Raw genomic sequence first — 21,507 nt, forward strand, 5'->3', positions numbered from 1 at the left:
CCGACGGGCAAGAGCCTCTGAACCGGGAACACATCCTGTGTTCCTGGTGAATAGGCTCGGTTCCTGAACCCGGCTTTTCGATTTCACTTAGCTGCTGCCAGCGCAAGCCCTTTGCTCTCCCGGGGAGACGCAGCAGGCCCCCGGCACCAGACCGGATACCCGGGGGCCGCACGGTTTCTCTGCGTCCCTTTGCTCACCGCTCTAGGCCTGAAAGTAATACCCCACCCCCCACTTGGTGTGGACATACTTCGGCTCACTGGGGTTGGACTCGATCTTCTCGCGGAGCCTCCGGATATGCACGTCGACCGTCCGAACATCCCCGGGGTACTCGTAGCCCCATACGATGTTCAACAGGTTTTCCCGGCTGTATACCTTATTCGGGTTGAAGACCAGCAGTTCCAGGACATCAAATTCCTTAGCAGTCAGATTGATCTCCCTGTCCGCTATATAGACACGCCTGCTCTCGCAGTCCAGCTTCAGATCGTTGATCTCCACCACTTTTTTCTGAGCGGCAGCACCGGTATTCTGGTTCATCCGGCGCATGATGGCCTTGATGCGGGCTTTGACTTCCAGGATGTTAAAGGGCTTTGTTATGTAATCATCTGCTCCGTATTCCAGGCCCATGATCTTGTCCATATCCTCCCCTTTTGCCGTCAGCATAATAATGGGCATATTCGAAAATTCACGGATCTGCTGGCAGACCTGCAGCCCGTCGATCTTCGGAAGCATAATGTCCAGCAATACGATATCGTATTCCGTCTCCCGGGCTAATTTGAGCGCTTCTTCCCCGTCATAGGCACAGTCTACTTCCATATCATCCTGCTCCAGACTAAAACGGATTCCCTTAACGATTAATTTTTCATCATCCACAACCAATGCTTTCTTTGCCATATTTACCTCCAGTGTCGCCTGCTCTGCGTTTTGCTCCCAGATATACATTAATTATTGTTTCACAATACTGTCTTACTTTACACGAATCAGATCTTTGATTTTATTGAACACGCCTTCTTTGATTCCCTCAATCTTTTTTAACTCTTCTACCGTTTTAAAGTTTCCGTGAACTTCCCGATATGTAATAATACTCTGCGCCTTGGATGCTCCGATCCCGGGCAGAGTCATTAGGAGGTCTTCTCCGGCCGTATTTATATTTACCAGGCCGTCCTGCTCTTCTTCTGCGGCATCCTGGGGAAGCCCCTGTATGCCTGAGTGCTCCAGCTCCCTGGCTTCCTCTTGTGTGGGAACCAGAATCTTCTGGCCGTCCGTTACCGGCTGGGCCAGATTCAAATATTCCTCTGCCGCATCCTTCGTAACGCCTCCTGCAGCTTCAATCGCCTCGAATATCCTGGTATCTGCGTCCACCGTATAGACTCCTGGACTGACCACCGCGCCACAGACGTAGACGAACATTTGAACCGGCTCCGGTGATTCTGTTTCCGCCTGTAACGGATCTGCGGTTTCCTGAAGTTCTGCTGAGGAGGATTCAGAAGACTGGACCGTCTTATCACCCTCCAGCGCTCCCGGGACAGATTCCCAGCCTGCCTCCTCTTTGGGACGGCAGCTGTACAGAATTCCGCTCAGGAGACAAAATACCGCCAGCAGTGCAGCTTTATAGATTTTCTTTCTATCTTTCATTCCTATCGCCTCTTCGACCATAGGATACCCTTACCACAGGACTCTTATATTTTATCGGATATTATCCCTAATTACAAGACCCATTTCTCTTTCACTTCCATTTGAAGATGACGATACCTGCGATAGCCACTACCATTCCTGCAACTTTTCTCCATTCCAGCGGCTGTTTCTCCACACCGAACATCCCGAACAGCTCGATCAGATAAGCCACGGCCAGCTGCGCGATTACGATCAGCATGACAGAACGCGCCGGCCCCAGAGCCGCCATACTGCGGATCACCGTGTAGGTGATGAAGGCTCCCAGAACGCCGCCCAGAAGCACGTATTTGTTATCCATTTTCCAAAGTCCGGAAAAACTTTCACGGCCGGTAAACAGCCATGCCGCCAGACATACCAGCAATGCGGAAAACTGTACCCAGCTGCTGGATACCCAGATACTCGTGCTCTTTGTCACTTCCGTGTTAAATACTCCCTGGATGCTCATAAGGGCACCCGAAATCAGTGCAATAAAAATTCCAATCATAACGGCCTCCGATAATATTTTCCTAAACTTCCCACCGGAAAGTCCGGTTTATAAGTCTAGTCTGCCCTTATGACTGGAATTCATTCAAATTTTATTTTAATTGCTTCGTGATCAGTTCGGAAACCTTCTGCAATTCGCCGGCCACATCCGCGCCCTGCCAGATGTTCGCAAAGGTTACCTCCATCTGGATCCAGTAATTGCTCAGTTCCATAATTTTAGGCACGCCTGCCGCAGTCTGATAAATTTCCTTGATGGTGTCCACATGCGCCTTATCCAGATTCAGATCGCTTCTGGCAGACATCCGGTTCACCATGGAATATAGGTTGACCGCATAATCATAGGTCAGATACTTTGCAAAATCTGCCGCTTCCTCCGGATACGGGGTATAACCGTTGACCACGATCGCACTGGTCACCGCCAAAGGCTTGGTCTGCAGGCTTTCCGTCAGATCCGGCACCCTTGTGACACCATAATCCACAGTAGTCAGCCCCACAGAAGCGGCGGCCTCCACCTTATTCAGATCGTCAGCCCGAACGATCGCATAGACCGTCTTACCATCCATAAAATCCTGTATCACGTCCTCGTCGGAGATCGTCTCCGGATCCAGCGCGAAGAACTCTTTCAGCGACTGATAGTATGCCATCGCCTGCTGGACCTGTTCGTTGTTAATATCGATCTGCGTCTTGTCATCCCCGCAGGGACCGCCCAGATTGATGTAATTTCCGGCGAAAAAGTAATCCGAAAAAATATCCGACACATTCCATACAAAGATATTCTCAATCCCCTCTCCGCCTTCAAAGGTATCCGAGAAGGTCAGAATATCATCAATGGCGGCAGGAGCCTCTGCCGCATAAGCCTTGTTATAGAGCAGGCAGCTGGTCTCGAAAGATAGCGGATACGCCACCTGCGCTCCCTTATAAGTCACCGCATCCAGAGCGATCTGCGGATAATGCCCGCTGTTATACCATTCAGAAGCAAACTGATTCTCAGAAGCCAGTCCCGCCAAATGCGCCTTTTCCAGAATATCGCTACCGGACATATAAAGATCCGGCCCGCCTGCCTCGGAAATACTGGCCTTATTAATCTGTTCGATATAATCCACGCCGGAAACCTGTTGGGCTGTAACTTTAATACCGGTGTCCTGTTCATAAGCTTTCGCCGCCTCGGTAAAATAGTAACCCATATTCTCATCTGTATACCAGAGCGTCAGCTGTGCAGCCGCTTTCCCCTCATTCTCCGGCACACTCTCCTCTTCTGTTTTCTGTATATGGTAAGAAAAAAGCAGCAGTTCCGTCAATACCAGAATTACTACCAGAGCCGAAACTCCCTTTTTCCATGACTTTCCCATATTCTTCTCCATTCGTTCGATATTGTTTTAAAGGTAAAGGATAAGCAAAACGATAAGCCGGGTTATGTCGTGGATCATCATCTATCTAGGCCTGTCGTCGCCAACAGGCTCCAGCGACCTACCTAAAACAGGCCGGGCAAGCCTATCGTTTTAATTCGGTCTTGCTTCGGATGGGGTTTACATGTGCCCCTGCCGTTACCGGCAGGGCGGTGGTCTCTTACACCACCCTTCCAACCTTACCAGCAGACGCTGGCGGTACATTTCTGTTGCACTGGCCTTGGAGTCGCCTCCACCGGACGTTATCCGGCATCCTGCCCTGCGAAGCCCGGACTTTCCTCGTCTGGCGCCTTTCGGCCTGCCAGCCGCGATCATCTGTCTTACTTATCCTGCTGATTCAGCGTTGTTACGCCTACAGCCGCTATTTTATCACGAAATTGGGGGGTTGTAAATATAGAATCTGGGAGGGGACTGTTTTCGGGGATCTTCAACGAGCATGATATTTGCCATCCGCTTTTTCCGCCTTCCTTTTTCTGCTATCTGTAGTTTTCTATAATAATCTGGAGTGTCCGTTTTCCGTTATATTCATTGACCGTCGGAAAGTATGTGACGCTGATATTCACTTCACTGTCCATGCCGTTTAGCATCCGCTGCATTTGTGCCTCTCCGAATTTTTCCGAAATGTATTGCAGAAAGGCCGGCACCTCCTGGAACAGCATAGCGTCTATGGTTTGACCGGCCGTGTTTTCCAGCTGCATTTTCAGCACATTTTTATTTTTACCTAAGATGCGGGCACCTCTGACCTTCAAATCTTTTTCTGCAAACAACGGTTTCTGATTCCCTTTTCCAAACGGTTCTAAAAGTTCCAGTTCCCGGATCTGCTGTTCGGTTATATAATGCAGCGGCATGGCCACATCGATGGAGACCTTTTCCACAAAATCCTCTTCCGTCAGGGTTGTCTGCTGATTCAGCTGTTTTCTAAGTCTCTCCAGATTCTCCGGCAGAAGGGAACAGCCGGCAGCCATGGGATGACCGCCGAATTTCGTGAACAGATCGCGGCATCTGGTCATCTCCTCAAACATGGAATAGGCTTCAATGGAACGGCCGGAGCCTTTCACTCCCTCCTCCGAATCTGTGAGCACGAATACGGGTCTGTGATATTTTTCCCTGATTCTGCCGGCTATGATCCCGGCCAGACTCTCATGGCATTCCGGCAGGTATACCACCAGTACCTTGTCCATTTTCAGATCTGTGCTGTCGATTAATTCCATGGCCTTCTCAACGCCCTGAAGAGTCATGTATTTCCGGCTGTCGTTCAGCGCTTTTAAGTCACCGGCCAGTGTCTCGGCCTCCTCGGCGTCCCTGGCCTGCAAAAGCTTCAGGGCACGCTTGGCCGTATCCAGCCGTCCACTGGCATTGATACAGGGGCCCAGTACGAATCCGATATGATAAGCGGTCAGCTTTTTGCCGGTCAGGTCATTGACCTGGATCAGCGCCCGCATTCCCCTGTTCTGGGTATTTTGAAGCATGCGCAGACCGATTTTTACCAGAATCCGGTTCTCTCCCACCAGATCCATAACGTCCCCCACTGTGGCAAACGCCGCAAATTCCAATAGTGGATAGGCGTCCTCCCTGCGAAAGCCCGCGCTCTCGTAGAGCGCCTGGGACAACTTATAAGCCACCGCAGCACCGCACAGGTTCTCAAAGGGATAGGCGCAGTCCTGCTGCTTCGGGTTAATGATAACATCCGCCTGAGACGTTAGAATCTCTCTGCTGCCGTCGTCATGTTCTATGTACGGGATGTCATGATGATCTGTGACTACCACTGTCATACCAAGTGATTTTGCATAGGCGATCTGATCGATGGCGGCGATCCCGTTGTCACAAGTAACGATCGTATCGATGCCGCTCTCGTAAGCCCGCTGTATCAGCTGCTCATTGATCCCGTAGCCGTCTTTCAGCCGGTCCGGGATATCGGTATCCACGCAAGCCCCCAGCTTTTGAAACGCCGTCAGCAGAATGTACGTGGAACAGACTCCGTCGATATCATAATCCCCGATGATGCGGATCGCTTTTTGTTCCGCTATCTTCTGCTGAATGATGGAAACCGCTTCCCTCATTCCTTTCATCAGAAACGGGTCGTGCAGATCATTCAGATCTCCGCGCAGGTATTCCTGTATCGCCTCGTCACCGACCACATCCCGGTTCCGGATCAGTCTGGCTGTAACCGGCGTGATATGAAACTTATCCGAAATTTCCTGAAAGTCCGCTTTTTTCATCGTAATAAACCATTTTTCCATAATATCCTCCAGTGGTGTATCTACTGAACTATAGGTTCAGGTATGGGGGAACAAGGAAGGGCTGTTGCCCAAAGAAGGTAGCCGGCCGCATGATTCCAGGTACATCCTGAAACACAAACCAGCCGGGAACGTTCTTCTTGCAACAGCCCCTCACTTATTTCCTGCTCTATTTTTCTTTTTTCACCAGTTTCGTCTTCATAACATACCACAGAGCTCCTGTGATGCATACGGACGTGTAACCGCCGCAGATGATACCTACCATCAACGGGAACGCGAATTCTCTGATCGAAGATACACCCAGGATGAACAGCACCGCTATCGTAATAAAGGTCGTAACCGTGGTATTGATACTTCTGGACAATGTCTGGGTAACGCTCTTATTTACAACATCGTGCAACGATTCCTTATTCTTCATCAGCTTCAGGTTTTCACGGATACGGTCGAAGATGACAATGGTGGCGTTGATCGAATAACCGACAATGGTCAGCATACAGGCGATGAAGGTTCCTCCTACCGGAATCCGCACGACCGCATAGCAGCCGATCACCACCAGCACGTCATGGATCAGGGCGATGACCGCGCTGGCTCCGAATCTTAAGTCATTAAACCGGATCCAGATATAGATCAGCATACACAAGGTAGCTATGAGCACGGACTTAAAGGCATCCCATCTCATCTCTTTACTTACCGTGGAGCTGATACTCTCTGCCGTAATCAGGGACTCGTCGACACCAAAGTTTTCTTTCAGAGCGTTATTCAGCGCTTCCCTCTCCGACAGATTCAACTCTCTGGTCTTAATGATGACCTGATTCGTGCCGGCCACCTTCTGCGTCTGAATATTGGCATCCTTCGTGATCTCCTGCACGACCGGTTTTACATTGGCGTCAACCTCCTGGATGCTCATATCTTCATTAAAGGTTACATTGGTCGAAGTACCGCCCATAAAATCCAGGCTGTAGTTGAATGTGGTTCCTTTAGCCGAATGAACGCCCATGAATACAAATCCGATTAAGATCAGCGCGATGGATATGGCAAAGAAAAGATTCCGTTTTCCAATAAAATTGATGGCTTTTCTTTCCTTTTGCTGACCGAAGAACTTTTTATCTTTTAAGCCTACCGCATAGAAAGCATTCAGAATCAGCCGGGTAATCACCAGGGCGGTGAACATGGACAAAACAATACCTAGAGCCAGCGTCTGGGCAAATCCACGGACACTTCCTGAACCGAACAAATACAGGACCGCAGCGGCGATCAGCGTAGTAATATTACCATCCACGATGGCGGACATAGCCTTTCTAAAGCCCTCTTTCATTGCCGACTTCACGTTGCGTCCGGCGGCGATCTCTTCCCGGATACGGGCAAATATAATAACATTTGCATCAACTGCCATACCGATGGACAGAATGATACCTGCGATGCCAGGCAGGGTCAGCGTGATCTCAAACGCATTGAGGGTCAGTAATACAAGCAGTGTATAGATCACCAACGCCAGACCTGCTGCCAGACCGGGAATCAGGTAGAATATCACCATAAATATAACTACCAATGCGATACCGATCGCACCCGCTTTTAAGCTGGTACTGATGGCTTCCTCCCCTAACTGGGCGCCGACTACGTTGGAGCGGATTTCTTTTAACTCAAGCTGAAGGGATCCGATCCGTATCGTGGAAGCCAGGCTTTCAGCCGCTTCATAGGATTCCATATTTTCAATGACACATTCACCGTTGGTAATCGCTGATTTTACGGTCGGCGCGCTGACGGTATTTCCGTCATAGACAATCGCGATCCGGTTCCCAATATTCGCCTGCGTAGCCTCCGCGAACTTTTCTTTTCCTTCTTCGTCAAACGTCAGCTGCACGACATAATTGTTGTTGCCGGTCAGCTTGTCCGTGGTATTACCCGCTTTGGCGCTGGTAACGTGGGATCCGTCCAGGATCACTTCCCCGTCCTGGGTCTGGAACAGAAGGGAACCGGGTTTTCCCAGTTCTTCCAGTATCGCGTTTGCATCGGACACGCCCGGAATCTCAATATTGATCCGGCGGTCGCCCTCCTGATATACCTGGGCTTCCGTGCTGTAGGTTTCCACACGCTTCTGTAACTTGTAAATGGTATCGCTCATCTGCTCTGCGGTCGGGTTCTCCTCCACCGACTCATAAGTTATACTGACACCCCCGGCCAGATCCAGGCCTAACTTAATGTGCTTTATCGCACCGCTTTCACTGTCTCCGATTCCCACCGCCGCGGTAAATACCATACCCGCTGTAATAAGTGCGGCCAGAATCAGGACAATAATCCCTCTGCTTTTTTTCATGCCTTTTGTACTTCCTTCCTTCTCTTTATTCTGCTGCTTTTATCATGATTGCACATTCCACACGTTTCCTCTGCAATTCACATCCGATATCATAGGCATCATTGATCGTGCCATGTAACTGATAAGAATTCGCTGCGCAGCCGCCGCTGCAATAAAATCTGGCAAAACACTTTCTGCATTTTTCCTTTGCATACACGTTGCAGCACTTGAATTCATCTCTTAATTCCGTATTTTTTACTCCATCATAAACATTGCCCATCAGGAACTCTTCCATACCCACAAACTGATGACAGGGATACAGGTCCCCCCAGGGCGTCACAGCCAGATATTCCGTACCGGAACCACAGCCGGACAACCGCTTGGCCACACACGGCCCGCCGGTCAGATCTATCATAAAATGGAAGAAATTAAAATCCCTTCCCTCTTTTTTGCGCCTTACCATCTCTGCTGCCAGCTTATCGTACTCTTCACAGATCGCCGGCACATCCTCCATCCGGATGGCATACGGTTCATCGGGAGCTGCCACCACCGGCTCCACCGATATCTGCTGAAAGCCCAAGTCCGCCAGATGCAGCACATCTTCGGAAAAATCCAGATTATCCCTGGTAAAAGTTCCCCTGACATAATAATTCGTCTGTTTTCTGCTTTCCGCCAGTTTCTGGAATTTGGGAACGATCAGGTCATAGCTGCCCTTTCCATTTCTGGATGGACGCATCCGGTCGTGGACTTCTTTGCGCCCGTCAATGGAAAGAACCACATTACTCATTTCTTTATTGGCGAACTCCATTACCTCGTCGTCCAGAAGCACTCCGTTGGTGGTCAGGGTGAAACGGAATTTTTTATCATGCAGTTTTTCCTGTTCCCTTCCGTAAGCCACCAGGTCTTTTACCACCTGCCAGTTCATCAGCGGCTCCCCGCCGAAGAAATCCACTTCCAGATTCCTGCGGTTCCCGGAATTGGCGATCAGGAAATCCAGTGCCTGTCTGCCGGTCTCATAACTCATCAGCTCCCTGCGTCCGTGATATTCCCCCTCCTCGGCAAAACAATATTTGCAGGCCAGGTTGCAGTCATGGGCGATATGCAGGCAGAGCGCCTTGACGACCGTGGGTCTCTTTTTAAAATCCGTCAGATAATTTTCATAGATGTCTTCGGTAAATAATACTCCGGCTACCTTTAATTCTTCTATCTCACCGGCTGCTTCCCCGATCTCATCTTCCGTGTATCTGTCGTGGAGGAGCGTTTTAATCTCTTCCAGAGAACGCTCCTGGTAAAGCGACAGCATATCGTATACCACTTCATCCACGATATGTATGGCTCCGCTGTTCACATCCATAACGATGTTGAAGCCATTGTTTTTATATTGATGTATCACGTCAATCTCCTTTCAAAGGATTCCGCCTTCATGCGGGCGTTGCAGTCTGCGCTGTACGGTATGGATATACATGAACAAGCAGCGACAAAAGCCGCTGCTTCCTGATCTCACACATTGCTATTTATTTGTTGTTTTCACAGGTCTGATTTCCCACTGTACAGGAAGTCTTGCATGCCGACTGGCAAGAAGTCTGACACTCTCCGCATCCGCCTTTTTTCATGGATTCCTGTAAGCTCTTTGTATTCAAAGTCTTTACATGTTTCATTTCCAGCATCCTCCTTCTCTATTTCCCAACTGCGCCTTAATACTCAGTTGCTCTTTGACGATTATAACATACTGCTTTCTATTTTTAAAGTATTTTTTTGTTCATGCGCCCTTGCGCTTGTATCCACCAAAACCATTTGTTTTGCTTTCATATCACTCGTCTCCCTTTCTGTCCAGATCTATGATCCTGCGCATGGCCTCAACAGCCGTCTCTATCGCCTGGTCCATCTCATGCACCACCGGATTGGATTTCCCGTACCGCTCTCTTTCCTGATTCGCCAAAGCAAGCAGAACCGTTCCGATGCGGACCCGCAGACAGGAACCGGCTACGAAGAGCGCTGCCGATTCCATCTCCGACCCGAGGCAGCCGCATTTGAGCCATGCATTCCATTTATCACCCAATTCGTAGCCAACAGGCATACGCTCCGGTTCATGTTGCCCGTAGAAGGAATCCTTACATTGCACCACTCCGGTATGGGAGCGCATACCCAGTCCCGCAGCGGCTTTTTGCAGAGCCTCTATAATCTGTATATCCGCCACCGCCGGAAATTCAACCGGCGCGTATTCTTTGCTGGTCCCTTCCATACGCACAGCACCCGACGCGATGATCAGATCTCCCCCTTTCACCTTCAGATCCATTCCCCCGCAGGTTCCGATTCGGATAAATGTATCTGCTTTACATCTCGCCAATTCTTCCAGAGCGATCACGGCCGACGGTCCTCCGATTCCGGTGGAAGTAACGCTTACGATTTCCCCATTTAATTGTCCGGTATAGGTGGTATATTCCCGGTTATCCGCCCGTTTCTCAGGCTGCTCCAGATAAGAGGCAATCTTCTCACAACGTTTTGGATCTCCGGTTAGGAATACATATTTTCCAACTTCTCCTATTTTAAGTCCGATATGATACTGTAATCCGTTTTCCGCGTAGTTCACAGCCTATTTTCCCCTTTCCTGGTTAAATCCGGCTCCAGGATCCCACCCTGGTCACGGATCGTATTTTGAAGTTGTGCCACATTCAGTTCTGAAAATGAAGCTTTCTTTTGTTTCACCAGCATCGCCGCCGCTGTGCCGGCAGCCTCCCCGGTTACCGCACATACCGGAATGACCCTGGTAATATCCCACATCTGATTTGTGGTGGATATACATCTCCCGGCGCTGATCAGATTCCCGCTTTTCGTCCCGGTGAGGCTGGACAGCGGAATACAATAAACAGGACCTTTTTTTCGCCAGTCCCCAGCCATGGCTACCGTATCCGGAAACCAGTACCTTTCATGGGAGACATCCAGTTCCAATCTGGATTTCAGCCTTCTTGTCATTAAGAATTCCGTACAGGCCGGGATCAGAAACGGATACACCTTCTTTTCCGCCGTAAGGTTCGTCTCTTTGACATGGTCCATGATCATCTGTCTTCCGTCATAATTATGACGTGCCGTTTCTCTGATTCCGATTCCCTTATATAGCGGCTGTCCCGCCCGGATCTGGTACATGCTGTCTGTGAGCTGGTGGAGCTTCACCTCCTCCTGATTATAAGAAAAATACCAGGCGGTCCTTATATTTCTTTCATAAGTTTCCGTCTGTTCACCTGCTACCCAACACACGTCCGCATCACCCGTCGCATCTACCACACATCCGCACTCCACCCCGATACGTCCTTCCTTGGTTTCCAGTATCACCGCCTCGATCTGCCGGCTGCGCCGGTAAACTCCACAAAACCGGCAGTCATACATAAGTTCTACCCCATTTTCCACCAGAAGCTCTTCCAGAGAAATCATAAAGGAGGCAGCGTTAAAACGAAGCCGGTATCTCTGCTTTTTTCTGCGCTCCGGAATCCCGTCTTCTCTCCAGCAGGGCGGTATTTGTCCCGGCCCGTAACGCACGGAATTTTTCATCAGCTCTTCCGCGATCCCTCCGATTACCTGGTTTCCCATTCCATCGCACAGCGGGAGATACACGACTACCAGTCCCAGCGTTGCCAGGCCTCCCAGACAGGTTTCTTTGTCGATCAGACAAGTCTTTGCGCCATTCCTTGCCGCAGCCAGAGCCGCAGCTGCTCCGGCGATACCACCTCCGATCACCGCCACATCGTATGCCTCCAAGATAGGTGTAACTCTCTGTTCCTCTACAATCCGATTCATGGTTTTCCTCCTTCTTTCACCTTGCTGCTCATATGTTCCGGCCGAAAACTCGCCGGCAGCAGATCGCCCAGTGTATAACGTATGTAATCCGCGTCATTTTTCACTGACAGTACCCAGAAATCATCTCTGCAGAATTCCGTCAGCACCTGCCGGCATACCCCGCACGGCGTCAGAAAATGTTCCGGCTGCCGGTCCGCTCTTCCCCCCGCCAGGGCCAGACCCACAAAATCCCGCTTGCCGTCGCTGACCGCTTTAAAAACTGCCGTGCGCTCCGCGCATATGGTTGGTCCATACGCGGCATTTTCAATATTACATCCCGAATATACGCTGCCATCCCCGCACAGCAGAGCGGCTCCCACTGTAAACCCGGAATAAGGTGCATAACTCTTCTCCCTGGCCTTACACGCCGCCAATGCCAATTTTTCCAACTCCATAAAGAACCTCCCTTATTATTAATATTGAATTACATTACTAATTTACTTTTCTGATTTCTTCTCTAATTTCTTCTCAATATCTGCTGTCTTATCCCTGTTACTTCATTATAGAGATATCTGATTGCCGGATGAATAAAGCGCTTTGATAACAAATATAACAATTTTGACATTTTATTTAATAGGAGAACTTTCCTAATGAAATAAAAAAGATTCCCACGACCAGCCAACGACCTGGAGGCAATGGAAATCTCTTATTTCTTCTATCAATTATTCCTTTATTTTTTCTTGTTCCGGGGTGATCCCGAAATATTTTTTATAGATCTTAGAGAAATATCCGGCCGTGGAATACCCTACCGAGGCAGCCACTGCGTTTATTTTCATATCCGTTGTTCTTAACAGCTCCCGGGCCCTCCTCAGACGGTAACTCATCAGATATACCCCGAAAGTTTCTTTTGTCTCCTCTTTAAAAAGCCTGCAGAAATATTCCGGTGACAGGCAGGACAGCTTTGCCAGGTCTGACAGGGAAATATCCTCCTGATAATGGTCCTGTATATACCGGACCGCTTCCCGCACAGCTTTTATGTTCGAGGGCGCGTCGGCCTCCTCCATTTGCGCAATGAAATCCATGCATAACTGCCGGCATTCCCTTATATCCTTTAATTCCCTGGCGCTTAGATCCGCCTGGGCAGGATTGTCCGGACACTTCTGAAATCCCTTTTCCTCCAACAGCAGCGCCAGGCGTTTGCAGACGTCTATGCTGCCTGCGGTCTCGTCCACTTGGATCAGGCCGGCCTTTTTCAATAACAGATCCGTCTTTTCCCGCAATTTTTGATAGCTCCAGCAGGCCATGCGCTCCAGAATGTCTCGATACTCCGCCCGTATCTCTTCCGCCGTGCGCGTTCCCTGCCGTTTCAACTGATCATAACGGTAAACCCCCGCGTCCGGCTCGAAAAACCGATAAGAAAGCGCATGCTCCGCCTGTTGTACCACCTGCCATGCATTTTGAAGGGTTCCCGTTCCGCTCGCGATTCCTACGGATAATTTGTTCTGTTTTTCTTTTTCCAGGACCAAATGCGTCAGTTCTGTCATCCCCCCATATCCTATCAGGGAGCCCTGGTTATTCCATAGAAATAAATACAAAATCCCCTGATTTTGAAAAGTCCTGGCATTTTCATATTGGGCGGACGCCCGGTCCAACAACTGCCTGATATTTCCTGCGAAGTTCTCAAAGGCAAGCACTCCGCATACCGCGTCCTGGTCTATCCCCCAGCCTTTTGCCGTCTGCTGCCAGTCCCTTTCTTTGATCTCCGGCGCCAGGTACGCGCGGTCGCCCTGCTTTTTATACGCCATGCCGGTACTAATTCTTTCCAGCACATCCCGGATCTCATTTTCACAGACTTCAGATTTGAGGAAATACTGAACCGCACCATAGGCGACCGCCTGTTTCGCATAGGTAAATTCCGCGTAATTCGTCAGAATCACAAATTCAATTTCCGGCCAGCGCTGCCGGGCATATTTCATAAGCTCAATCCCGTCCATCCCCGGCATCCGGATATCCGTGATCACCACATCGGGAATATCCTTTTCGATCGCAGCCAGAGCCTCTTTGGCCATCGCATAACTTCCTGTAACCTGGTATTCGTCTGACAGCTTCCGAATCGTTGCGCTGAACCAGCGCCGGATGGGCGCTTCATCATCTACCACCATGATTTTCATGTACAAAGCTCCCTCCTACATTTTCTTCATAATCAGCGTAATTCTCGTCCCACGGCCCTCACAGCTCTCTATTTGGACACCGCAGCCGGATCCGTATACCAGCTGAAGCCGCTCATGTACATTTTTCAATCCAATCCGGCTCATTTTTTCGGCTCCGACCAGGATTCCCTTCGCGGTCTCCTCCGGCATTCCCTGGCCATCGTCCTCCACAACGATCTTTAATGCTTCCTGTTCCTCAAATGCCCGTACCTGGATCTTGCAGATTTTCTTTTCTCCTTCCATCCCGTGAAATATCGCGTTTTCCACGACAGGCTGCAGCAGGAATGCGGGTATCAGGCATTCCCGGACCGCTTCCTCCATTTCAAAAGACAGGCTGAAGCTCTCAGGATACCGGATCTGCTGCAGCTCTCCGTAGATCTCCAGGATCTTTAGTTCCTGATCCACGGTGGTAAATTCATCAGTTCTGGACAGCGTATTGCGCAGAAGCTTTGTAAACTGATAGATCATCCGCTCCGCTTCCTGGGTCTCCTCCATGGCTACCAGGCAGCGGATGGAGGACAGGGTATTGTAAATGAAATGGGGATTAATCTGGGCGCGCAGGAAATCCAGTTCCGCTTTCCGTTTCAGCTGTTCCTCCTCTTTCACGGAAGCCAGCAGATCCTCCAGCCTGGAAACCATCGCGTTAAATGACACACCCAGCTGTCCGATCTCATCCCGTCCTGTCACCGTTGTACGCGCGCTTAAGTTTCCTTCCATGACGCGTCCCATATTATACCGGATATTCAGGATTGGTCTGGTCAGCATGTGGGACGCCGCCAGCGCGATACCCAGAATCGCAAGTATCAGCATCAGGAAAAATAATATCAGGAACAGCCTGACCGTATCCATCGGATGAAGAATTATCTCCTGTGGGATCTGGTCCACCAGGTACCACTGCGTATTGGGAATCGGACTTGCCACCATGAGATAATCCCCGCCTGCTTTCTCGATAATCCGGTAGCCGTCCCCGGTTGTATAGGAATTATCCCAGTCTTCAAAGATTCGTCCAATCTCCCGTTTATCCTGGCAGGAGAGTATTTTCCCGTCTTTGTTCACCACCCGGACTGTCCGGTTTGACACATTCATATCGGAAAAAGTATCATACAGCAGCTTTTCACTGACATTTATGACGGCTAAACCGATCGTCTCCCCGGTAATCAGATCATTGATATTGCGAACGACCTGAAATACATAGTGATAGGCACCGATCCCATTTGGCTCCTCAAAGGTGTCCACCAGAACCGGCTCCTGGGACCCCTCCGCGAGCGCACTGTAGTACGGCCCGTCTTCCTGCAGGTTCCATTCGTAATTCTTGGAGGAATCGGTGGAGCAGACGTAACCGTTCTTTCCCCGCACATAGATGTCAAACCTGACGGAGAACTGACTGTGGGACCAGCTCAGATCCGACAGGAACTGTACCGCCTGCGCATTTTTTTCCTTATACTCCTCCCCCTGAAGGCCGGATGGTTCTTCATTGAGTATCTCGTTCAGATTACTGTCATACACCAGCCGGTCGCTGGCCGCTTTAACCGTTGAAAAAAGCATTCCCGCATTTTTAGATATCTGCTTCAGAACCGTCCGGTTCATCGTATACAGCTCCTTGACGGCGGCCTCCTGCGTATAGCGGTATACAAAGATACCGCTGATCAGGGCCACTGCTGCCATCATTCCAAATAAAACCAGGCTCAATTTTATCTTAATACTGACATTCTTCAGCATATCTCCCCATTCCTTCTGCCGGACTTTTAGGATTTCACAATAGCCTCTTCCGGACAGAAATCCATACAGGCTTCACAGTCAACGCAGTTATCCGGAATGATCAAAAAGGCTCCGTTCTTCTCCTGTATCGCTCCGGTATGACATTCATACACACACTCGCCGCATCTATTGCACTGTTCTGTAATTTGGTACATTTATTATAATTCCTCCATTCCTTTGTTGTCAAACCAGCCTGAGCCGTGATTCCCTGAGCCGTGATTCCCTGAGCCGTGATGTACAGTTTTTCAAGGATATGGGCTAAAGCTTCCCCAGCCCGTCCGGCTGACGAATATTCTTTACCGCAAAAGTAATGACTAAAATAGTCACCACATAGGGCAGCACCACGAAGAGCTGCGGAGGCAGGCCGTTTCCCTGAAGACTGATCTGGAACGCGTCAAAGAATCCAAAAACCAGAGCCCCCAGTAGTGCCCCCACCGGATGATATCTGCCGAATATGGCCACCACATAAGCAATGTACCCCCTTCCCGCTGTCATTTCCCTCACAAACAAATTCAGATGGTCAAGGCTTAAATAAGCTCCCGCCAGTCCGCAAAATGCTCCGCAGACCAGGACTCCGGAATATTTCAGCCGTTGCACCGGAAGCCCCAGCGTCTGTGCCGCCTCAGGGCTTTCCCCCGTCATGCGCAGCCGCAGTCCGTATCGGGTTTTCTTCATTACGAACCAGGCTCCTGCGACCAGGGCCAACGCAATAAAAGTCATCACTGACTGTCCGCTCAAGACCCCGGCAAAGTGCGGAATCCCCTGCACTTGTGGGGAATTACCTCTATTTCCCCAGAGCAACTGCATAGACAGCGTCGTAACAGCCGTGATGAGCAGATTCAGCCCCACTCCACTGATCACCTGATTCACTTTGTACCGCACGGACAGTATCCCATGCAGCAATCCGACCAGGACTCCGGCCAGGATGCCGCACGATACCCCCACCAGCGCACTCCCCGTATAAAAAGAACCACAGACAGCCGCAAACGCTCCCGACAGCATCATTCCTTCTAAAACAAGAGATATAATTCCTGCGCGTTCGCAGAAGATACTGCCGGTCGCGGCCAGGGTCAGCGGTATTGACATCCGGATCGTCGAGATCCATATTGTCTCTATGTTCATCGTTCTTTTGCCTCCTTTCTCCTGCCGGCTGTTCTTCCGGCCAGCTTATACACACTGCGCTTTAGATCCTCCACAAACATAGGCGCCGCTACAAATATCACAACCAAAGCCTGTATCACCGATATGAAATCCGTAGGCAGATTGGTCGTCATATTCAGCCGCAGCGCGCCTGCCCGCAGCGCTCCAAATATAATAGATGAGACCAGTACCATAAGCGGCCGGTTAGATGCCAGGGCAGCGACTGCGATCCCGTCAAAACCATATCCTGCGGAAAAACCATCCACAAACCTTCGATCGACTCCGGTTATATGGCACGCACCTCCGATTCCGGCTATGGCGCCGCTCACAAACATAGCCAGAATCAGAATCCTGCGGATACGTATCCCCGCCGTCTGCGCGGCTTTTTGGTTACTTCCGGTTACCGTGACATCAAATCCCTTCGCGGTTCTGCCCAGAAAATACTTCACGGCCAAGGCCGTAAAAACAGCCAGAAGGATAGCCGCCGACAGCTGACTGTGGGCCGACAGCTTGGGCAGCAAAGCCGATGGCATGACATTCTGCGTCTGTGCTACCGGTCCCGGAGCTTTCAGCGGATAATTGACCAGATAGCTGGTAAAATTGATCGCTACAAAGTTCAGCATCAACGTGGAGATCACTTCATTTGCCCCGAAACAGGCTTTCATGACTCCAGCCAGAGCTCCGAATAATCCCCCCGCGATCATACCTGCACACAGCGTTAACCCGATATGCACAGGCGCTGGTACCCCCAGATCCATCCCTCCTATGGCCGCCGCGGCGATTCCGCCCATATAGATCTGCCCTTCCATTCCCAGGTTAAACATCCCCGCCCTGGCTGCGAATATATAAGCCAGACCGGAAAAAATCAGCGGGGTAGATTGAATCAGTGTCTGGACAATTGCACTTTTTGAACCAAAGGCGCCGTGTAGGATCGCTCCGAATATCAGAAAAGGCTGATATCCGCAAACCGCCATAAGAATCCCGCTTACCGCGAAAGCCATAAGCAGTGAAATCAACGCCTGCATTCCGTGTTTTGCCTTTATTTTCCTATTCATTCTTTCCTCCAGATTCGCATTTACTGCGTTCCCCCTGCCATAAGCAGGCCCAGTTCCAATTCCGTGTAAGCATCGGCTATATTTTCCGACACGATCCTGCCCTCATAGATCACGGCGATCCGGTCAGAAAGGCTTCGGATTTCATCCAGGTCCGCTGATATAAGCAGGATCGCTTTTCCTTTGTCCCTTAAATCCAACAGCATGCGGTGTATGTATTCCATCGCCCCGACGTCCACTCCCCTGGTAGGCTGGGCCGCGATCAGTACATCGGGATCCTGATGCAGCACTCTGGCGATTACCACCTTTTGCTGATTTCCTCCAGACAGGGCTGACACGGGAAGCCTGCCATCCCGGGCTTTCACCCCATACTCTTTGATCAGCCGCTCTGCCGTCATCCGGTTATTCTTCTTTCTCAGGATTCCCCATTTCTGAAACTCGCTTTGATGATGATAGCCCAGCATCAGATTCTCCTCAATATTCATGGATAACACAAGGCCCCTGGTGGTACGGTCCTCCGGGATATGTCCGATTCCGCTGCCAAGGAATTCCCTGGCCTGGCCGCTCATGTTCGTCCCGTTCAGGATCAGAGAACCCCTGTCCGGTTTTCTGAGACCGCACAGTACTTCAATCAGTTCTGTCTGCCCGTTTCCTTCGATTCCCGCAAGTCCCAGGATTTCCCCTTTGCGCAAGGACAGATTTATCCGGTCCAGCTTCTTCTCCCCGTTTTCACCGGCCGACAGGTCAGATATCTGATAGACGGTTTTTCCTATATTTTCGCTTCTCCTTTGAATATGTAATTCCACATTTCTCCCGACCATTAAAGCGGCAAGTTCTTCCTGATTGGTCCTTTGAGGATCAATCCCATATGCGGTGATTTTCCCATCCCGAAGGACAGAGATACGGTCCGCTATTTTCAGCGTTTCTTTTAACTTATGCGTTATTAAAATAATGCTTTTACCTTCCTGCCGCAGTCGGCGCAGGACGCTGAACAGTTCGTCCGACTCCTGCGGTGTCAGAACCGCGGTGGGCTCATCCATGATCAAGATCTGTGCTTCCCTGTACAGGGCCTTTAGGATTTCCACCCGCTGTTGATTCCCAACCGATAATTCCTGTACTCTTCGCTGCGGATTCACTTCCATATGATATTGTCCGCCCAGCTGCCTTACCGTCTCAACCGCGTTCTTATAGCTGAACAGCCTGGAGTTATCCGGCTCCCGGCCGGCCACTACATTCTCCGCAACAGTCAGGTAACCGGCCAGCATAAAATGCTGGTGTACCATGTTGATGCCATAACTTATGGCATCTTTGGGAGATCGGATTCTGGCCAGGCTGCCATTCATAAATATTTCACCTTCATCCGGTTGGATCATTCCATATAACATTTTCATTAATGTCGTTTTTCCCGCTCCGTTTTCTCCCAGCAGCACATGGATTTCGCCTCTTTTTATATGAAAATCCGTCCGGTCAACCGCAGTCACACTTCCAAAACGTTTGGAGATTCCCCTCATAGATACGGCATCTTCTCCCATTTGTCCTGCTCCTTTCCGTAAAAAGCTTATAAAGATGGACTGCCGCACACCGACAGTCCCCTCCTGTTCTCCGTCTATCTCTAATCCGTTTTTATTTTGAGTATTGATGCTGGGTAAGCCATTCATCCAATTCTTCCTCCGTAGAAGGAGGGATTAATTCCCCGCTGGACACTTTTCCCTTAATCTCTTCAATAACGGCCAGAACGTCTTCCGGTATCGTGATATTCGAGTCCTCATTGGAAAATCCTACCGCGTCCTCTTTAATCCCCCAGTTATGAACGCCGGGTTCCCAGGTGCCGTCCAGTGTGGTTTTGATCTCATTATAAATCATCAGATGTACGTTCCCCACCGAAGTCGCTATAATATAATCCGGCTCAATATAACTTTGGCTTTTCCCCACGCCGATGGCGTACCTGTCCGCCTCTTTCGCCGCACTGAACAAGCCAAGTCCAGTAGCGCCGGCAATTTGCTGGATAAAATCAGCGCCTCTTTTATACATCGATAAAGAGACTTCTTTTCCCTTAGCCGGGTCATTAAAATCTCCCACCACAGCCGAAAGGACTTCACAGTCGGGATTCACGTATCTTACCCCCGCCTCAAATCCCACCACGCCGGACCGCAGACTTGGATAGTCGGCTCCCAGAATGGCTCCCACCACATTCTCCTCATTTGCTTTCTCGAACCGGTCGTCCAGGGTTCCCAGTCCTGCCAGGACACCGCAAAGAAAAGTCTGCTCCGGCCATTTCGTAGAATAACAGCTCACGTTACTCATATCGACCTGAGAATCCACAATTCCGAATTTCTGGTCCGGGAACTCACTGGCTACCGCAGTCATCGCATCGCTTTGTCCGGATCCCAGCCCCAGTATCAGTTCATACTCACCGCTCTCTGCGTACATCCGAAAAGCCGCCTCATAATCACTCACTGATTTTGGCTCCGCGTAAGTGAATTCGATCCCAAAATCCTTTTGCGCCATTAAAAGGCCTTCATAACCCATATCACAGAAATTCTTGTCCCCCAGGCCTTCTGTCGGAAGAATCAGTCCGAATTTTACATCCGTCTGCCCATTTCCAACTGGGCCGCCGCTATTTCCCTGATCAGCCGTTGAGACATCGCCTGCCTGTCCCTCTTTCCCACAACCGGCCACCGGCAGCAGCATCCCCGCAATAACTCCCAATACCACAAAATATCTCCATATTTTTTTCTTCACGCTATCTTCTCCTTTTTGTATTCCTCTATCTCCGATTGCAATCTTGATAATCCCATTATAAAAAAACACACTTCAAAATGAAATAAACGATTTTATTATACCATAGAACAATCTTGACTTCGTCCATTTAAAAGGCGCTATGCACCCGCCAGGGGCAGCATAGCGCCGTTTATTGTGGAGACAGCCAGAGGGATCACCCTTTTGGCACACTTATGTAAAGCAAAGTGCAGCTTGTGGCACGGTCAGCTCAGCATTCCGCCCAGTGTTCCGCCGGCCATACACAGAACCAATGTGGTAAAGAAATTTCCGATCTCCCCCTGCAGCGTATGATTCAATGCAAGAGTTATGATCGTCAGAATCGCAAAATATGCTCCGCCAACCACCATTCCCCAGAGGAATTTTCTGCTTCCGGTTCTTTTTCCCGCGATGAATCCTCCGGCGAAACAGGAGATCAGATAGATCGCGATCACACCGATATTCACCTGATTTTCTCCCAGATCTAATTTGTATAGCAGCAGCGCCAGAATCAATAATAGAATTCCTGTTATAATATAGGAAACAAACAAGATTTTAATTATGGTCATGACCTTGACTTCTTTTTTCACGTTTTTTTCCATGCTTCCCTCCTGCAGCGCAATTACTGCGCTATAAATTCAGGTATGGTGAACGTCTTTTTGTTCAGCCTTCTACCCCTCCCTACATTACATAATATATTGCCTGTTTCCCAGAACTATGACTATAACT

General features: G+C 49.9%; 19 protein-coding genes and 1 other RNA gene. All 20 read right to left on the bottom strand.

From position 1 onward, the window contains the following. Positions 1 to 201: 201 nt before the first annotated feature. The 20 genes from KTH90_RS22605 to KTH90_RS22700 all read right to left on the bottom strand — a co-directional run bounded on the left by KTH90_RS22605 (position 202) and on the right by KTH90_RS22700 (position 21,380). Positions 202 to 891: a response regulator transcription factor gene (locus KTH90_RS22605; RefSeq protein WP_158352248.1), complete on the bottom strand. Its 690-nt coding sequence runs from the start codon at positions 889 to 891 to the stop codon at positions 202 to 204. A 72-nt stretch (positions 892 to 963) separates the two neighbouring features. Then, the gene (locus KTH90_RS22610; RefSeq protein WP_238727513.1) at positions 964 to 1,632 is read right to left on the bottom strand and encodes a helix-hairpin-helix domain-containing protein; all 669 of its coding nucleotides are present in this window, start codon (positions 1,630 to 1,632) and stop codon (positions 964 to 966) included. Positions 1,633 to 1,723: 91 nt separating this feature from the next. Beyond that, on the bottom strand, positions 1,724 to 2,155 hold the full coding sequence (locus KTH90_RS22615) for a DMT family transporter (RefSeq protein ID WP_158352250.1): 432 nt from the start codon (positions 2,153 to 2,155) through the stop codon (positions 1,724 to 1,726). A gap of 91 nt (positions 2,156 to 2,246) precedes the next feature. After that, positions 2,247 to 3,503 carry a sugar ABC transporter substrate-binding protein gene (locus KTH90_RS22620; RefSeq protein ID WP_238727514.1) on the bottom strand — a complete coding sequence of 419 codons (1,257 nt, stop codon included), beginning with the start codon at positions 3,501 to 3,503 and terminating at the stop codon, positions 2,247 to 2,249. A 37-nt stretch (positions 3,504 to 3,540) separates the two neighbouring features. Further along, an RNA gene (rnpB, locus tag KTH90_RS22625) (RNase P RNA component class A) lies at positions 3,541 to 3,887 on the bottom strand. Between the two features lie 149 nt (positions 3,888 to 4,036). Next, entirely contained in the window at positions 4,037 to 5,800 is a 1,764-nt protein-coding gene (recJ, locus tag KTH90_RS22630; RefSeq protein WP_158352252.1) for a single-stranded-DNA-specific exonuclease RecJ, read from the bottom strand. Positions 5,801 to 5,966: 166 nt separating this feature from the next. Continuing rightward, positions 5,967 to 8,111, bottom strand: coding sequence for a protein translocase subunit SecD (gene secD, locus KTH90_RS22635; RefSeq protein WP_158352253.1), 2,145 nt, complete (start codon positions 8,109 to 8,111; stop codon positions 5,967 to 5,969). Positions 8,112 to 8,136: 25 nt separating this feature from the next. Next, on the bottom strand, positions 8,137 to 9,483 hold the full coding sequence (gene scfB / locus KTH90_RS22640) for a thioether cross-link-forming SCIFF peptide maturase (protein WP_158352254.1): 1,347 nt from the start codon (positions 9,481 to 9,483) through the stop codon (positions 8,137 to 8,139). 121 nt (positions 9,484 to 9,604) lie between these two features. After that, complete coding sequence (scfA, locus tag KTH90_RS22645; protein ID WP_158347237.1) at positions 9,605 to 9,748, bottom strand: six-cysteine ranthipeptide SCIFF; 144 nt, start codon at positions 9,746 to 9,748, stop codon at positions 9,605 to 9,607. Positions 9,749 to 9,900: 152 nt separating this feature from the next. Beyond that, positions 9,901 to 10,680 carry a uridine phosphorylase gene (gene udp, locus KTH90_RS22650; protein WP_158352255.1) on the bottom strand — a complete coding sequence of 260 codons (780 nt, stop codon included), beginning with the start codon at positions 10,678 to 10,680 and terminating at the stop codon, positions 9,901 to 9,903. Next, positions 10,677 to 11,882, bottom strand: coding sequence for an FAD-dependent oxidoreductase (locus KTH90_RS22655; protein WP_158352256.1), 1,206 nt, complete (start codon positions 11,880 to 11,882; stop codon positions 10,677 to 10,679). Before KTH90_RS22655 ends, udp begins: the two co-directional genes overlap by 4 nt. Further along, on the bottom strand, positions 11,879 to 12,316 hold the full coding sequence (cdd, locus tag KTH90_RS22660) for a cytidine deaminase (RefSeq protein ID WP_158352257.1): 438 nt from the start codon (positions 12,314 to 12,316) through the stop codon (positions 11,879 to 11,881). Before cdd ends, KTH90_RS22655 begins: the two co-directional genes overlap by 4 nt. Before the next feature lie 267 nt (positions 12,317 to 12,583). Continuing rightward, positions 12,584 to 14,032 carry a response regulator gene (locus tag KTH90_RS22665; RefSeq protein WP_238727515.1) on the bottom strand — a complete coding sequence of 483 codons (1,449 nt, stop codon included), beginning with the start codon at positions 14,030 to 14,032 and terminating at the stop codon, positions 12,584 to 12,586. Positions 14,033 to 14,047: 15 nt separating this feature from the next. Further along, positions 14,048 to 15,790 carry a cache domain-containing sensor histidine kinase gene (locus tag KTH90_RS22670; protein WP_158352259.1) on the bottom strand — a complete coding sequence of 581 codons (1,743 nt, stop codon included), beginning with the start codon at positions 15,788 to 15,790 and terminating at the stop codon, positions 14,048 to 14,050. Positions 15,791 to 15,816: 26 nt separating this feature from the next. Then, positions 15,817 to 15,984 (bottom strand): DUF362 domain-containing protein, encoded by a 168-nt coding sequence (locus tag KTH90_RS22675; protein ID WP_158352260.1) that lies wholly within the window; start codon positions 15,982 to 15,984, stop codon positions 15,817 to 15,819. A 103-nt stretch (positions 15,985 to 16,087) separates the two neighbouring features. Then, complete coding sequence (locus tag KTH90_RS22680) at positions 16,088 to 16,951, bottom strand: ABC transporter permease (protein ID WP_158352261.1); 864 nt, start codon at positions 16,949 to 16,951, stop codon at positions 16,088 to 16,090. Then, on the bottom strand, positions 16,948 to 18,024 hold the full coding sequence (locus KTH90_RS22685; RefSeq protein ID WP_238727516.1) for an ABC transporter permease: 1,077 nt from the start codon (positions 18,022 to 18,024) through the stop codon (positions 16,948 to 16,950). Before KTH90_RS22685 ends, KTH90_RS22680 begins: the two co-directional genes overlap by 4 nt. Positions 18,025 to 18,044: 20 nt before the next feature. After that, positions 18,045 to 19,679 (bottom strand): ABC transporter ATP-binding protein, encoded by a 1,635-nt coding sequence (locus tag KTH90_RS22690; RefSeq protein WP_330656165.1) that lies wholly within the window; start codon positions 19,677 to 19,679, stop codon positions 18,045 to 18,047. Continuing rightward, positions 19,645 to 20,763, bottom strand: coding sequence for a BMP family ABC transporter substrate-binding protein (locus tag KTH90_RS22695; protein WP_238727517.1), 1,119 nt, complete (start codon positions 20,761 to 20,763; stop codon positions 19,645 to 19,647). Before KTH90_RS22695 ends, KTH90_RS22690 begins: the two co-directional genes overlap by 35 nt. 242 nt (positions 20,764 to 21,005) lie before the next feature. After that, positions 21,006 to 21,380 (bottom strand): TIGR04086 family membrane protein, encoded by a 375-nt coding sequence (locus KTH90_RS22700; RefSeq protein WP_158352263.1) that lies wholly within the window; start codon positions 21,378 to 21,380, stop codon positions 21,006 to 21,008. Positions 21,381 to 21,507: the final 127 nt, after the last annotated feature.

The organism is Diplocloster modestus (assembly GCF_019042245.1).
Lineage (GTDB): Bacteria > Bacillota > Clostridia > Lachnospirales > Lachnospiraceae > Diplocloster > Diplocloster modestus.